At 61.1% G+C, this 16314-nt stretch carries 17 protein-coding genes; 1 reads left to right on the top strand and 16 read right to left on the bottom strand.

Annotated elements, in window-relative coordinates; all coding sequences use genetic code 11:
• Positions 1–16 precede the first annotated feature (16 nt).
• The 16 genes from fliP to uvrB all read right to left on the bottom strand — a co-directional run bounded on the left by fliP (position 17) and on the right by uvrB (position 14909).
• Entirely contained in the window at positions 17–757 is a 741-nt protein-coding gene (gene fliP, locus JNO51_RS04880) for a flagellar type III secretion system pore protein FliP (RefSeq protein ID WP_215781898.1), read from the bottom strand.
• Positions 757–1185, bottom strand: a complete 429-nt coding sequence (fliO, locus tag JNO51_RS04875; protein ID WP_215781897.1) for a flagellar biosynthetic protein FliO — start codon at positions 1183–1185, stop codon at positions 757–759. Before fliO ends, fliP begins: the two co-directional genes overlap by 1 nt.
• Positions 1182–1631, bottom strand: a complete 450-nt coding sequence (gene fliN, locus JNO51_RS04870) for a flagellar motor switch protein FliN (protein ID WP_215781896.1) — start codon at positions 1629–1631, stop codon at positions 1182–1184. The genes fliO and fliN overlap by 4 nt, the downstream gene beginning before the upstream one ends.
• Positions 1624–2637 carry a flagellar motor switch protein FliM gene (gene fliM, locus JNO51_RS04865; RefSeq protein WP_215781895.1) on the bottom strand — a complete coding sequence of 338 codons (1014 nt, stop codon included), beginning with the start codon at positions 2635–2637 and terminating at the stop codon, positions 1624–1626. Before fliM ends, fliN begins: the two co-directional genes overlap by 8 nt.
• Positions 2638–2640: 3 nt before the next feature.
• A complete protein-coding gene (locus tag JNO51_RS04860; protein ID WP_215781894.1) occupies positions 2641–3159 on the bottom strand; it encodes a flagellar basal body-associated FliL family protein in 519 nt (172 codons plus the stop codon).
• Positions 3160–3253: 94 nt separating this feature from the next.
• Positions 3254–4402, bottom strand: coding sequence for a flagellar hook-length control protein FliK (locus JNO51_RS04855; protein WP_215781893.1), 1149 nt, complete (start codon positions 4400–4402; stop codon positions 3254–3256).
• Positions 4403–4449: 47 nt separating this feature from the next.
• Positions 4450–4899, bottom strand: a complete 450-nt coding sequence (gene fliJ, locus JNO51_RS04850; RefSeq protein WP_215781892.1) for a flagellar export protein FliJ — start codon at positions 4897–4899, stop codon at positions 4450–4452.
• A gap of 16 nt (positions 4900–4915) precedes the next feature.
• Positions 4916–6319, bottom strand: coding sequence for a flagellar protein export ATPase FliI (gene fliI, locus JNO51_RS04845; RefSeq protein ID WP_215781891.1), 1404 nt, complete (start codon positions 6317–6319; stop codon positions 4916–4918).
• Positions 6303–7127 carry a flagellar assembly protein FliH gene (locus JNO51_RS04840; RefSeq protein ID WP_215781890.1) on the bottom strand — a complete coding sequence of 275 codons (825 nt, stop codon included), beginning with the start codon at positions 7125–7127 and terminating at the stop codon, positions 6303–6305. The genes fliI and JNO51_RS04840 overlap by 17 nt, the downstream gene beginning before the upstream one ends.
• Positions 7108–8106: a flagellar motor switch protein FliG gene (fliG, locus tag JNO51_RS04835; protein ID WP_215781889.1), complete on the bottom strand. Its 999-nt coding sequence runs from the start codon at positions 8104–8106 to the stop codon at positions 7108–7110. Before fliG ends, JNO51_RS04840 begins: the two co-directional genes overlap by 20 nt.
• Complete coding sequence (gene fliF / locus JNO51_RS04830) at positions 8099–9853, bottom strand: flagellar basal-body MS-ring/collar protein FliF (RefSeq protein WP_215781888.1); 1755 nt, start codon at positions 9851–9853, stop codon at positions 8099–8101. Before fliF ends, fliG begins: the two co-directional genes overlap by 8 nt.
• 54 nt (positions 9854–9907) lie before the next feature.
• The gene (fliE, locus tag JNO51_RS04825; protein WP_215781887.1) at positions 9908–10231 is read right to left on the bottom strand and encodes a flagellar hook-basal body complex protein FliE; all 324 of its coding nucleotides are present in this window, start codon (positions 10229–10231) and stop codon (positions 9908–9910) included.
• 18 nt (positions 10232–10249) lie between these two features.
• On the bottom strand, positions 10250–11602 hold the full coding sequence (locus tag JNO51_RS04820) for a sigma-54 dependent transcriptional regulator (RefSeq protein WP_215781886.1): 1353 nt from the start codon (positions 11600–11602) through the stop codon (positions 10250–10252).
• 12 nt (positions 11603–11614) lie between these two features.
• Entirely contained in the window at positions 11615–12298 is a 684-nt protein-coding gene (locus tag JNO51_RS04815) for a chemotaxis protein CheB (RefSeq protein WP_215781885.1), read from the bottom strand.
• An 85-nt stretch (positions 12299–12383) separates the two neighbouring features.
• Positions 12384–12869, bottom strand: a complete 486-nt coding sequence (locus JNO51_RS04810; RefSeq protein ID WP_215781884.1) for a low molecular weight protein-tyrosine-phosphatase — start codon at positions 12867–12869, stop codon at positions 12384–12386.
• Positions 12870–12890: 21 nt separating this feature from the next.
• Positions 12891–14909: an excinuclease ABC subunit UvrB gene (gene uvrB, locus JNO51_RS04805; protein WP_215781883.1), complete on the bottom strand. Its 2019-nt coding sequence runs from the start codon at positions 14907–14909 to the stop codon at positions 12891–12893.
• A gap of 232 nt (positions 14910–15141) precedes the next feature.
• Between uvrB and JNO51_RS04800 the strand changes: the two genes are divergently transcribed.
• Positions 15142–16035, top strand: coding sequence for a serine hydrolase (locus JNO51_RS04800; protein ID WP_215781882.1), 894 nt, complete (start codon positions 15142–15144; stop codon positions 16033–16035).
• Positions 16036–16314 lie beyond the last annotated feature (279 nt).

Raw genomic sequence — 16314 nt, 5'->3', positions numbered from 1 at the left:
CAGACTCCCTTCCTCATCACGTGTAGAAGCTCTGCACCAGAGAGCCCATCAGCAGGGTCCAGCCGTCGACCAGCACGAACAGCATCAGCTTGAACGGCAATGAAATCATCGCCGGCGACACCATCATCATCCCCATGGCCATCAGGATGCTGGCCACCACCAGATCGATGATCATGAACGGGATATACACCAGGAAGCCGATCTGGAAGGCCGTTTTCAGTTCGCTGATCACATAGGCCGGAATCAGGGTCTTCATGGACACGTCGTTGCGGGTCGCCGGACGCGGCGATTGCGATACTTCGATGAAGAATTGCAGATCCTTCTCGCGCGTCTGGCGCAGCATGAAGGTCTTCATCGGCTTGCTGGCCGCATCCAGCGCCTGATCCAGGGTGATCTTGTCGGCAGCAAATGGCTGCCAGGCATTGGCATACACCTGATCCAGCGTAGGGCCCATGATGAACAGCGTCAGAAACAGCGACAGACCGATCACCACCTGATTAGGCGGCGAGGTCGCGGTGCCGAGGGCCTGACGCAGCAAGGACAGCACGATGATGATGCGCGTGAACGAGGTCATCATCAGCAGCATGGCCGGGATGAAGGTCAGCCCGGTCATGAACAGCAGCATCTGGATACTGAGGGAGTAGTTCTGCCCCCCGCCGGCGGCAGGGGTACTGGTCATCATCGGCAGGCCGGCCGGCAAGGCCGCCAGCGGCATCAGGGCCAGCATCAGCCCGAACAGCGGAAGAAAGCGTTTCATCAATTCTTATCGTCTTTGTCTGGCCGGCTGCGTTGCAGCGCGGCCTTGAACCAGCGGGCAAAGGGATCCACCCCGGGCAATTCGGGGCGCAGCTCGGCGGCATCGGCCGGGCGCGGCCGGCTCTCGAGCAGATTGATCGACTGCGGGGTCACCCCCAGCACCAGCCACTGCTCGCCCAGCTCCACGATCACCACCCGTTCGCGTTGTCCGACCATCACGGCACTCACCACCCGCATATGGCGCGGCAGACCGGTGACGCCACTGGACAGTCGCCGGAACAGCCAGGCGGTACCGAAGATGGCGGCCATGACCACGGCCAGACCGAAAATCACCTGCACCAGGCCTCCCAGGCCACTGGGCGCCGCACTCAGGCCGTCCGCGGCCAGGACGACGCCCGGCACGGCCAGCAGGATCAGGGCGCGCTTCATTTCTGCAGGCGGCGAATACGCTCGGCCGGCGTAATGATGTCGGTCAGGCGGATACCAAACTTGTCGTTCACTACCACCACTTCGCCCTGGGCAATCAGACAGCCGTTGACCAGCACGTCCATGGGCTCACCGGCCTGACCATCCAGCTCGACCACCGAGCCCTGCGCCAGTTGCAGCAGGTTGCGGATGGCGATCTTGGTACGGCCGAGCTCCACGGTCAGCTGGACCGGGATGTCCAGAATCATGTCGAGGTTGGACGGCACATTGCCACTGGTATCGGGGCCGGTACCCAGCTCCTGGAACAGATTGCTGGCCGGGACGGCTTCCGGTTCGGCCTCGGCGGTCATGCTGGCATCGGCCACTTCCTGCTCGGCCATGGCGGCCGCCCAGTCGTCCATGGAGATTTCTTCTTCGGCGGCTGCGCCGGTATTTTGCTGATCAGTCATTCTGTTCGTTTCCTCCCGTTGGCGGCTCGGCAAATTCATTGGTACCGGCCAGCACGGTTTCGACACGCAGCGCGTACTTGCCTTGCAACGTGCCGTACTTACATTCGAAGACCGGAATGCCGGAGACGTCGGCCACAACCTTGTCCTGGATATCCATCATGATCACATCGCCCTGCTTCAGGCTGAGGATATCGCCCAGCATCACCGTGGTAGAGCCCAGTGTGGCCACCAGGTCGACTTCTGCTGCCTGCACCTGGCGCGACATCAGGGTGACCCAGCGATTATCCACTTCGGTGCGGTCTGCCTGCATGGTACTCGACAGGATGTCGCGAATCGGTTCCACCATCGAGTAAGGCAGACAGATGTGGAAGTCGCCACCGCCGGCACCCAGTTCGATATGGAAGGTCATCGCCACCACCACTTCGGTCGGCGTGGCGATGTTGGCGAACTGGGTATTCATTTCTGAGCGCAGATAGGCAAACTCGATCGGATAGACCGGTTCCCAGGCCTTCTGACACTCGTTGAACACCACCTCGAGCAGCCGACGAATAATGCGCTGCTCGGTCGGGGTAAAATCCCGGCCTTCCACACGAACATGGTAGCGCCCGTCACTGCCGAACAGATTGTCGACCACCAGGAACACCAGATCGGGGTCGAAAATCAGCAGGCCGGTCCCGCGCAGCGGTTTGACGTGCACCAGATTGAGGTTGGTCGGCACGACCAGGTTGCGAATGAATTCGCTGTATTTCTGCACCCGCACCGGTCCGACGGAAATTTCGGCATTCCGCCGGATGAAATTGAACAGGCCGATGCGCAGATTACGGGCAAAACGCTCGTTGATGATTTCGAGCGTCGGCATCCGGCCGCGGACAATGCGCTCCTGTCGGCCGATGTCGTAATTATGGACACCTTCCGCATCCGCACCGCCATTGTCCTCGTCGTTCTCACCGGTGACGCCCCTCAGCAGGGCATCGACCTCTTCCTGGGACAGGATTTCGTCGCCCATAGCCTACGAGTTCTGGATGATGAAAGAAGTGAACAGAATGGCTTTGACCGGTTCATCCGGGCCACTGTCCATTGCACCGTTGATCACCAACTTGACCTGGTTCTTGAGTTTCATCTTGCCTTCCGGTGTTGACAGCTCTTCCGCGGTCTTGGCTGACAGCAACAGAATCACGGCACTGCGCACTTTCGGCATGTAGTCGGTCAGACGCTTCTGCGCATCGGCATCGGCCAGTTCAGCCTGCATGTCGACCTGCAGCAGGGAGCCACCCTGACCGGACAGATTCACGACAAAGGTATCGAGTTTGGAGAAAACCGGCGGTGCATCGGACTTCTTCGCTGCGGCGGCATGCGTCTCTGCCGCTGCCGCTGCCGGAGCATGCCCCGACAGCATGAGATAACCCACAGCACCGACCCCCCCGATCAGCACCACCAACAGCAGGACGACAATCAACATCAGCTTGTTGCCGCCGCCGCGGGGTTTTTCGTCTTGTGCGCCCTTTTCCGCTTTTTTATCTTCTGCCATTGCCTGTCAGCCTTGATTGTTGGTATTCCGGGATTCTAAACCAATTTTTTATTATATCTTCCAGAATCCAACATGTGCTGAACAAAGGTCAAGATCAGGCGAAGATACTGAGCACCCCGCGCGCGGCCTTGATGGTGGCCAGCGTATCGAATTCTTCCCCTTCCTGCGCCTGCGGCTGGGCATTCCCGCGCTGGTTTCGGGCGTTTTGCTGTTGTTGCTGCGACTGCCCGCCCGACACCTGGGCATCCCCCAGCTGAATGCCGCTGGAGGCCATCATCGACTGCAGGCGCGGCAGACTGTCCTGCAAGGCAGCGCGCGTCGTGGCGGAATCGGCATTGAATGTGACCTGCGCGGTATTGTGGCCATCCATTTTCAGGGTCACGTCAATCGGGCCAAGCTCAGGCGGATTGAGCTGAATATGGGCGGTTTCGGCCTTGATGCTCACCATGCTCAGCACTTTGTCGCTGAGGGACTGACTCCAGGCCGGGGTGCCCACGGGTTGCGGAATGGTGAACGTCGGCTTGACCTGCGGCTCTCGCGACACGGTCGAATTGACCTGCAGACCGAGCTGCTGCGGCAAATTTGTCGATTGCGCGCCTTCCGAAGGCGGCAATTTTTGCAGCCCCTTCTCGGCATCGGCACTCATCGCCTGGAACAGATCGGCGCCCTTGACCTCGCCCCCCAACGGCGTTTGCTTGCTGTCCTTGATCGCCGCGGCATCTTGCGGCAGCGTCGCCGCGGCAGCGGCGCCCAGCGAGTTGTTCTGGGTGTTCTGATTGCTCTGTGCGTCGTTCTGCACCGGCGCATTGTTGACCGGCGTGGCAGGAACCACTTGCTGCAGCAACAGCAGGGCAGGATTCGGCAAGGGATCGACATTGGCGGAAAGGCTGGCGGCATCGCCATCCCTGGCTTTGTCAGACTTGCCGCCATCCTCGTCACTGCTCACTGCCCCCGGGCCGGACAAGCCACCGTCCAGCACCGCCATATGGGCATCCAGCATGCGGGCAAAGATGTTTTGCGGGGACTGTGGATCGGTCTGGGGGCTTTGTGCGTTCGGGCTGTTCTGGTTGACCTGAGCGGCCTGAGCGGCGCCCTGAGCCTGATTATTGCTCCCCTGCCCGGCCTGACTGACTGCCTGATCATTGCCGCCAGCGAAGGGGGCATTGTTGGCAGGGCTCGGCGAGGCACTGAAGGCCGCGGTCGGCGAAGCGGTTGCAGCGTTGACGGGCAAGGCAATGGGCATGATGCATCTCTCCACAGGATGCCCATACTAAGCAATTAACATGCCAGTCAGTCTTCGGAGTGGGTCTGGTCCCAGAAACGACGCGAGGCGAATTCGTCCGTGATCTTTTGTGCCCGACGGTTTTCTGCCCGCAAGGCCCGCTCGGCTTCACGTGCCTTGAGCTTTTCGTAGGCCTTGAGCTTTTTGCGCTCCAGAAACCAGGCCTGCCGCTCCATCAGAAATCGCTGTACGCAGCGATCCACCTCGCCTTGCTGAATCTCCACCGCCTCCTCCAGCCGGCGCAGGAATCGCTGAAAATCCTGCCACTGCCCGATCCCCATGCCTTGCATGCCGCCATGAGTCAGCCGGTGCTGGTACTCCTGCAGGAAGGCCTGCAGCTGCTCCAGCTTACCCTGCGCCGCCACCTGGGCCGCCTGGGCCTTGCGCATGCGATCCGCCGCGGCCTCGACCTTTTCCTGGGCCAGGTTAAGCAACAGGGCATACTTGCTGTGCGCCACGATAGGCTACCCCGGCTCAGCGCAGCACGTGGCGCAGTTGTTCGACGGTGGAAGGGAAATCGTGCTGCTCGTGCATGGGCTGCATCAGAAAGCCGGCCATCTGTGCTTCGCGACGGATCGCCTCATCCAGCAGCGGATCGGAGCCGGGCACATAGGCGCCGACGCTGATCAGATCCTTGTTGCGCTGGTAGCGGGAATAGAGCTGTTTGAAGCGACGCGCCAGACTGACATGCTCGAGGTCGACCACATCGACCATGACCCGGCTGATGGACTGTTCGATATCGATGGCCGGGTAATGCCCGGACTCGGCCAGCTCGCGCGACAATACAAAGTGACCATCCAGAATGGCACGGGCCGAATCGGCCACCGGGTCCTGCTGATCATCCCCCTCGGAGAGTACGGTATAGAACGCGGTAATCGAGCCACCGCCCTCGGCAGCATTACCGGCCCGTTCGATCAGTTGCGGCAGCCGGGCAAAAACCGATGGCGGATAACCCTTGGTCACCGGCGGCTCACCGATGGCCAGGGCGATTTCGCGCTGCGCCATGGCATAACGGGTGACCGAATCCATCATCAGCAGCACATCCTTGCCCTGGTCGCGAAAGTACTCGGCCAGGGCGGTGGCATAGGCCGCCCCATGCAAACGCATCAGCGGCGGCATGTCGGCCGGCGCCGCCACCACCACGGCACGACGACGGCCCTCGTCTCCCAGAATATTCTCGATGAAGTCCTTGACCTCACGGCCGCGCTCACCGATCAGGCCAACCACCACAATATCGGCGCGGGTAAAGCGGGCCATCATGCCCAGCAACACACTCTTGCCGACCCCGGAGCCGGCAAACAGCCCCAGACGCTGCCCGCGGCCAACCGTCAGCAAGCCATTGATGGCACGCACGCCGACGTCCAGCACGTTCTTGACCAGGGAACGGCCAAGCGGATTGATTGGCTGACTGTGCAGGGGATAAAAAGCTTCGGGATGAATGGGGCCCTGGCCATCGAGCGGCCGCCCCAGGGAATCGAGCACTCGCCCGAGCAGACTCTCCCCCACCGGCACCATCCGGCCGGCAGGACCGTTGACCCGTCCGGCGGCGCCGGATTTGCCGTAATGCGGCGGATGATGTGGCGCCAGCGGGGTGACGGGCGTACCGGGCAACAGGCCATGCACATTGGTCAGCGGCATCAAAAAGGTTTTGTCGCCGGAGAAGCCGACCACTTCGGCCTCGACCCGATGACCTTCACTCAGCTCGACCTGACAGGCACTGCCGACAGGCAGTTTGAGCCCGACCGCCTCCATGACCATGCCGGTCACGCGCACCAGACACCCACTGGCGGGAGACAGAACCGCCTCGTCAGCCGTACGGCCACACTCGGCCAGAAACTGGCGCTGACGCTCGAGCAGCAACTCAGCCGAGATCGCCATCGTCTTGCGGCTCCTCGGTCAGACCAAGCGCACGGGTCATGGCAGCCAGACGCGCCGGATGCGTCAGCACCTGGCGCAGCGAAGGCGTCTCCAGCAGGCAGCCGCCACGGGGCACCTCGGCATCTTCCACCCACTGCCAGATCGTTTCCGGCCGCTCCTGCTGCAGGAAGGCTCTGGCCACCTCCAGATCCTGCGGATTGACCCGCAGACGCCCTTGCGCCAGGGTCGGCGGCAGGGCCGCCAGGGCTTCACGCAACAGCGGCTCGATGGCACGCGGATCCGCTGCCAGATGGGCAGCAACCAGACGCTCGGCCAGGCGCACCGCCAGGGCCAGCACATCGGCAGAGAGTTGTTCTTCCAGGCCTGCCAGGGCATCCGAAAAGCCAGAGGCCAGCTGCTGCAGCGGCGTCCAGGCCTCGGCAAAGCGCTGCTGCACCTCGGCCAGTCCCTGGGCACGCCCTTCCGCCAGCCCGGCTTCATGGCCCTGGGCGGTACCGGCCGCCAGCCCGGCATCATGCCCGGCCTGCCAGGCCTCCTGATGGATGGATTCCAGTTCTGCGGCGGTGGGATAGCCAAGCTGCGGGGCGGGGGGTGTTTCTTCGGTATCTTCCGGCTCGGGCAGGGGCTCGACCGGCGGGCGGTCCTGAGGCGCCAGACTGGCGGTCAGGGCCTCGACCTGCGCGACCGTCAAGCCGTCGAACACGGGCTCCGGGGGTGCAGGCGGGGTCAGCAGCTCGGCAGGCGACCAGCTTTGCCAACCACCCAGCTTGTCGGCCGGGATGATGCCCTTACTCGACAAGTCCTTCATCACCACCCTTGCTGCCTAGCACGATCTGACCATCGTCGGCGAGTTTGCGTACCACCTTGAGGATTTCCTTCTGCTCGGCCTCGACCTCGGACAGCTTGACCGGCCCCTTGGCTTCCAGATCGTCGCGCAGCATTTCTGCCGCACGCTGCGACATGTTGCGGAAGATCTTTTCCTTGAGTTCGTTGCTGGTGCCTTTGAGCGCCACCACCAGGGAGTCGGTCTGCACTTCCCGCAGAATGGTCTGGATCGAGCGGTCGTCGACTTCGAGCAGGTTTTCGAACACGAACATCTTGTCCTGGATGCGCTGCGCCAGTTCCGGGTCGTATTCTCGGATGTAATTGAGCGCCGAGGCTTCGACGGTATTGCCCATGAAGTTGAGGATTTCGGCGGTCATGCCCACCCCGCCGGCCGCACTCTTCTTGAGGCGGTCGGAGCCGGACAGCAACTGCGTCAGCACGTCGTTCAGCTCGCGCAGCGCCTGCGGCTGCACCCCTTCCAGCGTGGCGGTACGGATCAGCACCTCGTTGCGCAGGCGCTCGGGGAAGTAGGACAGGATGGAGCTGGCCAGATCCGGATCCAGGTGGACCAGGATGGTGGCAATGATCTGCGGGTGCTCGTTGCGGATCAGGTCGGCCGCAGAGCCCGGGTCCATCCACTTCAGGCTTTCGATACCGCTGTGGTCGTTGCCCTGCATGATGCGGTCGAGCAGGTTGGCCGCCTTGTCCGGGCCCAGCGCCTCGACCAGCACGTTGCGCAGGTATTCGTCGGAAGCACCGATGCTGGCACGCGCCTGGCACTCTTCCTTGAACTGGCTGAGCACCTTGTCGATCTCTTCGTGACTGAGATTGTTGATGGCCGCCATGGCCAGCGAGATCTTCTGCACTTCCTTCGGCCCGAGGTATTTGAATACCTCGACGGCATGCGCCTGCCCCAGGCTGAACAACAGTACGGCGCTGCGGTGAATTCCTGCGTCACTCATCTGAGCTGATCCATTCCTTGATGATCTGCGCCGCCATGCGCGGATCGGACTTCACGATTTCACGCACTTCTTCGATATTGTCAGCATAGTGCTTGCGCTGCAGATAACGCGGATCCTTGTTGCGTTCTTCCTCGGACAAAGGATTGCCGTTTTCGTCCACCAGCTCCTCGTCCCCGGCGACCGCCAGGAGACGACCGCCTTCGGCCGCAGCCAGCGCCGCGGCCTCGGGAGAGCCCGGCTCGGGCGCCGGCGGCCGCGGCGGACGCAGCACCTCGCGCACCACCGGACGAACGACACCGAACAGCAGGTAGAGCGCCGCAATCGCTACCAGGGCGTACTTGAGGATATTGGTGGCATTGTCGCTGACAAAGGTGATCGCCTTGTCCTTGAAGGTCACCGGTGCCAGGGCATCGGCAAAGGCAGCATTGACGACATTGATGCTGTCGCCGCGCGACTGGTTGTAGCCGATGGCCTCACGCACCAGATTGTTGACCTGCACCATTTCCTGCGCCGTCAGCGGCGTCGGCTTCAGATCGCCATTGCGATCCGGCATATTGCGGAAATTGACCACCACGGCAGCCGTCAGGCGCTTGAGAATGCCTTTGGGCTGCAGGGTATGCGAGATGGTCTTGTCGACTTCGTAATTGGTGGTGATATCACGCTCGACCGCCCCGTTCTGCCCCAGCGCCTGACCAGACAGTGTCTGCGTACCCGGCAGCGCACCCGGCGGCAGGGTGATCGGCGCCGAGGCGGCCGATGGCGGCTGGTTGGACAGTGCGCCCGGCACCCCGGTCGGCTGCGTGGTGCTGTTGTTCAGCTTTTCGACGATCTGCTGGCTGCGGGTCGACGAAGGATTCGGACTGGAGTTGGGACGATAAGTCTCGGAGGTCTGTTCTACCTCGGAGAAATCCAGCGATGCACTGACCTGGGCATGGGCATTGCCCTTGCCGAAAATCGGTTCGAGGATGGCCTCGATACGCTTGGCATAGTCGTCCTCGACCGAGCGCACGTATTTCAGCTGACGGGAGTCCAGGCCATTGCCCGAGGCATCGAGCTCTGGCGACTGTGACAGCAGGTTGCCGTCCTGATCAACGATGGTAACGTTCTTGACCGCCAGCCCCGGAATGGCGCTGGACACCAGATGCAGGACACCGGCAATCTGACCCGGATCGAGGATGCGCCCCGGGTAGAGGTTCAGCATGACCGACGCGGTGGTCGGCTCTTGCTCGCGCACGAACACGCTCTGCTTGGGCGTCGCGATATGAACCCGGGCGGATTGCACTGCATCGATGGATTCGATGGTCCGGGCCAGCTCGCCCTCGATGGAGCGCTGATAGTTGACCTGTTCGGCAAACTGGCTGATACCGAACTTCTGGTTGTCCATCAGTTCAAAGCCGACGCCGCTGGCCTTGGGCAAGCCCTGGGCGGCCAGCTTCAGACGAATGTCGTAGACCTGCTCGGCCGGCACGGAAATGACTCCGCCCGCACCCAGCTGGTAGGGCACGTTCATCTGTTGCAGCGAGGCCGTGACCTGACCGCCGTCACGGTCGGCCAGATTGGCAAACAAAATCTTGTAGGAAGGCTCGCGATTGAGCAGCGCCACGCCGACGACAACGGCGAACAGCGCCGCGATGGCGCCGTAGAAGATGAATTTCTTGTTGGGTGGCAGCGCCTTGAAGCGCTCAAGCACTTCATTCAGACGCACACGCCAAGCGGGAATGTTTTCGTTTTCAGCCAGATCTGCCATACAGTGGTTTTAGCTTTCGGTTCTAACCGCTGCCGGCATGCTGACAGGACAGCGCTAGACCTGGGTATTCATAATATCCTGATAGGCGGTCACCAGCTTGTTGCGCGCCTGGACCATGGTCTGGAACGACAGGCTGGCTTTCTGCAAAGATACCATAACATCCTGCAGATTGACGCCCTCATCCCCCAACTCGAACTGCTTTTGCATTTCCTGTGAAGTCTGTTGTGCAGAATTCACCTGATCGATCGTGGATTTCAGCACATCGGCAAAATCCACCTGCGGCGTCTGTTGCTGCGTACTGCTGGCCGGCTTGCCGGCCGCAAGCGCAGAGGCCGCCCTGAGCTCGCCAAGCAGTTGATCGATTCCTTGCGTTGACATGGTCAACTCCCAAACTTGTTACGGTGACGGTGCCGTCGTATCGCCATCTTCTTCTCGATAGCGCTGCAGCTTGTAGCGCAGGGTTCGTTCGCTGATGCCGAGCTTCTCGGCGGCCAGCTTCTTCACCCCACCCACGGCCGTCAGGGTTTCCAGGATATGTCGCTTTTCCAGCGAGCGCATGTCGGCATCCGCCTCATCACCCGCCTGCAATGCGTCCGGGGCAACCTGTTCCGCAAGACCGGTCTGCGGATCCAGCATCAGATCGGCGGCAATAATTGCCGGTCCGGCGGCAAGAATCACCGCTCGCTGCATCACGTTTTCCAGTTCGCGGATGTTACCCTCCCAACTATAGGTCGTCAAATGACGTTCCGCCTCGGCAGACAGCGTCAGAGTGGCTCTTCCGGCTGACTGCGCATACTTGTTAAGCATACGGCGTGCCAGGGGCAGAATATCTTCGCGCCGATCCGCCAGCGCGGGGATTTTCAGCGGGAAGACATTCAGACGGAAATACAAGTCTTCGCGGAAGCGGCCATCCTCGACAAAGGCCTGGATATCACGGTTGGTCGTCGCCACCACACGGATGTCCAGCCGGATGGTCTTGCTGCCGCCAACCCGTTCCAGCTCACGCTCCTGCAACACCCGCAACAGCTTGGCCTGCAGCGCCAGCGGCATCTCGGTCACTTCATCCAGCAGCAGGGTGCCGCCCTGCGCCTGCTCGAACTTGCCGGGCATGGCATGACTGGCGCCGGTAAAGGCGCCCTTCTCGTGACCGAACAGGGTCGATTCCAGCAGGGTGTCGGGGATCGCCGCACAATTGACGGCGACAAACGGTCCGTCATGACGTCTGGAATGCTGATGGATATAACGCGCCAGCACTTCCTTGCCACTGCCGCTCGGACCTGACAGCAAGACGGTGGCATCGCTCTGCGCCACCCGGCTGGCCAGCGAGAACAACTGACGCATGACCGCCGACTCGGCCACCACGTCACTGCGCCCCTCTTCCGGCATCCTCAGCAGATGTTTCTCGACCTCGGCAATCAGATCCTGCGGCTCGAAGGGCTTCAGCAGATAGTGCGTCGCCCCCGCCCGCAACAGGTCGATGGCACGCTCGATGACGCCATAGGCCGTCATCAGAATGAAAGGCAGTCCGGGATACAGGCGCTTGACCTCTTCAAACAGGGCATAGCCATCCATCGGCGCCATCTGGGCATCGGAAATCACCAGACCGACCGGGGCCTGCTGCAGCCTGGCGAGCGCACTACTGCCATCTTGAGCTTCCAGCGTCTGATACCCGGCCAGGGTCAGCGTATCGACAATGGCTTCGCGCAGGTCGGCATCATCCTCAACGACCAGAACAGGGAGAAAATTCATCGGAAATCGCAGTTAAGTAGTCGGTTGTCTTTGTTTGGCGAGCACCACCAGCCGGTTGGCAATGGCGTTGAGCGGCAGGACTTCATGCGTCGAACCGTTGGCAATGGCCTCTTTGGGCATGCCGAACACCACACAGCTGGCCTCATCCTGGGCGATATTGTATGAGCCGGACAGACGCAGCTCCAGCATGCCATTGGCGCCATCACGCCCCATCCCGGTCAGGATCACCGCAATACAGTTCTTGCCGACCACATTGGCGGCGGAGCGGAACAGCACATCCACCGAAGGACGATGACGGTTGACCGGATCCCCCTTCGACAGCGACGTGGCGTAACCGATGGTCGGCGCCGCCTTGACCATCAGATGCGAATGCCCGGGCGCGATATACACTGTCCCTTCCTGCAGGCGTTCGGCATCGCGCGCCTCCTTGACTTCCAGCTTGCACAGGCTGTTGAGCCTTTCGGCGAACGAATGGGTAAACATTTCCGGCATGTGCTGCGTGATCAGAATGGGCGGCATTTCCTTGGGCAGCGCCGTCAGCAGCACGCGCAGGGCCTCGGTCCCCCCGGTCGACGAGCCGATGACGATGACCGTCTGCCGGGCCAGCGGCATGCGTCCCGGAGTGAGCGGCAGAATAACGTCTGCGCTGAGGCTGGGCACAACTTGCAGCGGCTGATCTGAACGTGCGCGCTCCATGAGTCGCCATCCTGTGAATGATTGTTTGGTTTAGCTTAGCAGTTGTCGCCATGCGCTACTACTCGCGACAAGCAATTCATGCACTTTACATATTACGTATTTTTTCCAGCCAGCCATCACAGGCTGCCTCGAGCAGATCCAGCACATGATCAAACCCTGAGGGCCCGCCATAGTAAGGATCCGGCACTTCCTGCTCACTCCCCTGCGGCAGCACCGACAACATCAGTGCCAGCTTGTGTTGCAAGGCCGCCGGACAGCGGGCGCGCAGATCGGCCAGATTGTGCCGGTCCGCGGCAAGAATCAGGTCAAATCGCTCAAAGTCCTCATCCGTCACCTGGCGAGCCCGCAGCGCCGACATGTCATAGCCGCGCTGCCCCGCCACACGCTGCGAGCGACGGTCTGGCGCCTCGCCGACATGATAGGCACTGGTACCGGCCGAATCGACCTGCAAAACCGACCCCAGACCGGCACGCACCGCGCGCTGGCGCATCACCGCCTCGGCGGTCGGCGAACGACAGATATTGCCGTGACAAACAAACAGCACCGAATAACCCCGACTGATGTCGATCATCTGCAACTCACTCCGATCCCGTTAATCACCATTCAGGAAGGCCGCTTCCTTGAGCGCCTTCAACGCATCACGCAGCTGTGCGGCACGTTCGAAATCCAGATCGCGTGCCGCCGCCATCATGTCCTTTTCCAACTGCTTGATCTCGCGTGCCAGCGCCTTCTCGTCCATATGGCCGACGCGCCGCTCCAGGGCACGCTTGCGGTTCTCGGCCTCGCTGGCAGGGTGGTAAACCCCGTCGATCAGGTCCTTGATTTCCTTCTTCACCCCGGCAGGCACGATGCCGTGCTGCTGATTGAAGTCCAGCTGCTTCTGGCGCCGGCGTGCCGTTTCGTCCATCGCCCGCTTCATGGAATCGGTAATGCGATCCGCGTACAGGATCGCCTGACCGTTCAGATGGCGCGCCGCCCGGCCGATCGTCTGAATCAGCGAGCGCTCGGAACGCAGGAAGCCCTCCTTGTCGGCATCCAGAATCGCCACCAGCGACACCTCGGGGATATCCAGCCCCTCGCGCAGCAGATTGATGCCGATCAGCACATCGAACATGCCCAGCCGCAAATCGCGGATAATCTCGACCCGCTCGACCGTATCGATATCCGAATGAAGATAGCGCACCTTGATGCCATGCTCGGTGTAATAGTCGGCCAGCTGCTCTGCCATGCGCTTGGTCAGCGTGGTGACCAGCACGCGCTGGTTGACCTCGATGCGCGCACGGATCTCCGACAGCAGATCGTCTACCTGGGTGGCGACCGGACGCACAATGACCTCCGGATCAATCAGGCCGGTCGGCCGCACCACCTGCTCCACCACCTGGCCGGCATGCTCGGCCTCATAACTGGACGGCGTGGCGGAAACAAACACCGTCTGCGGCATCATGCGCTCGAACTCTTCAAAGGTCAGCGGGCGGTTATCCACCGCGGAAGGCAGACGGAAACCGTAATCCACCAGATTGACCTTGCGTGCCCGGTCTCCACGATACATCCCGCCAATCTGCGGAATGGTCACATGCGACTCGTCGATGAACATCAGCGCATTCTTCGGCAGATAGTCGATCAGCGTCGGCGGCGGGTCCCCGGCATTGCGACCGGAGAAATGGCGCGAGTAGTTTTCGATGCCCTTGCAGAAACCCATCTCATACAGCATTTCCAGATCGAAACGCGTGCGCTGCTCGATGCGCTGCGCCTCCACCAGCTTGCCCTCTTTCTGATAAAACTGGACCCGCTGATTCAACTCCAGCTTGATCTTCTCGCAAGCCTTGAGCACGGTGTCGCGCGGCGTCACATAATGACTGCCCGGGAACACGGTAAAGCGCCCCAGCCGCTGACGTGTCACCCCGGTCAGCGGGTCAAACAGCGTCAGCGTCTCGATCTCGTCATCAAACATGGTCACGCGCAGCGCCAGTTCCGCACTTTCCGCCGGAAAGATATCGATCACATCACCGCGCACCCGGAAGGTGCCGCGCCGGAAATCCACCTCGGCACGCTCGTACTGCATGCCAACCAGCCGGGCAATCATGGCGCGCTGCTCAAGTTGCTCGCCTTCCTTGAGATGCAAAATCATCTGATGGTAGTCGGAGGGATCGCCGATACCATATATTGCGGAAACTGTTGCAACAATGACGCAGTCCTGCCGCTCCAGAATCGACTTGGTCGCCGAAAGGCGCATCTGCTCGATGTGTTCGTTGATGCTCGAGTCTTTTTCAATGAAGAGATCACGACTCGGCACATAGGCTTCCGGCTGGTAGTAGTCGTAGTAGGAGACGAAATACTCCACCGCATTATTCGGAAAGAACTCGCGCATCTCGGCATAAAGTTGCGCGGCGAGCGTCTTGTTGTGCGCCATGATGATCGCCGGCCGCCCGGTTCGCGCAATAACATTGGCCATGGTGAAGGTTTTACCCGAGCCGGTCACCCCGAGCAAAGTCTGATAGGCCAGGCCGTCAGAGAGACCTTCTACCAATTGCTCGATGGCCACCGGCTGGTCTCCGGCGGGCGGAAACGGCTGATTCAACAGGAACGGACTACCCGGGAAACTGACTTGCATGGCAACAGACTCGGCTACAGATCGAACCTGCATTCTAGCGCAACTGACTGACGACGGTTTCAAATGGGATTTTTACCGATTTTTTGTGAATTAATATCCCCAATAAAACCTTGGTTGATTAAAATACAAAACAGAATGTTTATCTCTGACGGCGGCACTCCTCGGAAACCCCTGCAAACCAGTAAATGCGGGGATTTCCGAAGGGTTCCGCCATGAATCGGAAAGGTTGCTGATGTTGAAGAATGTCGCTGGCTGGCTGGCAATGGCCCTGGCCGCTGCCGTCGTGCCCGCGGGCGTGAACGCCCAGTCTCTGAATCAAGGTGGCACGGTCCGTGTTGCCGAACAAATGGCTTATTACAGCGCTCCACGCCTGTCGGCGCAGTCGGTGCTGGTTCTCAATGGCAATAGTGGCGAGCCGCTGTACGAAAAGCGTGTGGATCAGCGCCAGCCCATTGCCTCGATCAGCAAGCTGATGACCGCCATGGTCTTGCTGGATTCCGGCGTCTCGCTCGACGAGCGCATCTCGGTCAGTGATGCCGAAATCGACCGCGTCAAGCACACCCGCTCCCGCCTGGCGGTGGGGACCACCCTGCCGCGCAAGGAAATGCTGCTGCTGGCCCTGATGTCGTCGGAAAATCGTGCCGCCGCCGCGCTGGCCCGCACCGCCCTGCCCGGCGGGACTCGCGCCTTCGTGGCCCGCATGAACGAAAAAGCCCGCCAGCTGGGTATGAGCGACACGGTGTTCTATGATCCGACCGGGCTGGACATGCGCAATACCTCCACCGCACGTGACCTGGCCCGCATGGTCAAGGCGGCACAGAACTACCCGCTGATTCGTGAATTCACCACCACCCCGGAACACGAAATCTATTCGGTTTCCAACCGATTGCTGCAATACAGAAACAGCAACGCCCTGGTACGCGAAGGCAACTGGGACATCGCCCTGCAAAAAACCGGCTACATCAACGAAGCCGGCCATTGCATGGTGATGGAAGCGACGGTCGGCTCACAGCCGCTGATCATTGTCATCCTGTCTGCCGGTGGCGGACAGTCACGGGTCAACGACGCCCGCGCCATCAAAAACTGGCTGGAAAGCCACCCGCAAAGCTGGCTGGCTGCCGGCTAATCGCGCAGCCCCCCTCCCCGGGGGGCGCCCTCCTGACCAAGCGCCAACGCCTTCCGGGCCCTGCGAGCCCGCTCCCCGTCTTTCCCTGCTGATATTCATACCCCCCGCCAGTCTGGCCCAAGCCCGGATGAGGCGGCCAGCCCTGTCCTTTTGCGCTGCATCAAGTCAGCCCGATTCTGCCGCCCGTCTTTCGGATCTCACCGATGTCAGCCAATACCACTGCAACGCGAACATGACCCACAGCTGCACTGACAGCAAAACAAGAGATCACTGACAAAA

Origin of the sequence: Paludibacterium sp. B53371 (assembly GCF_018802765.1) — a bacterium.
Taxonomy (GTDB): domain Bacteria; phylum Pseudomonadota; class Gammaproteobacteria; order Burkholderiales; family Chromobacteriaceae; genus Paludibacterium.
Note: the sequence above shows the minus strand (reverse complement) of the source record. Positions and strands in the feature narration are given on the sequence as shown.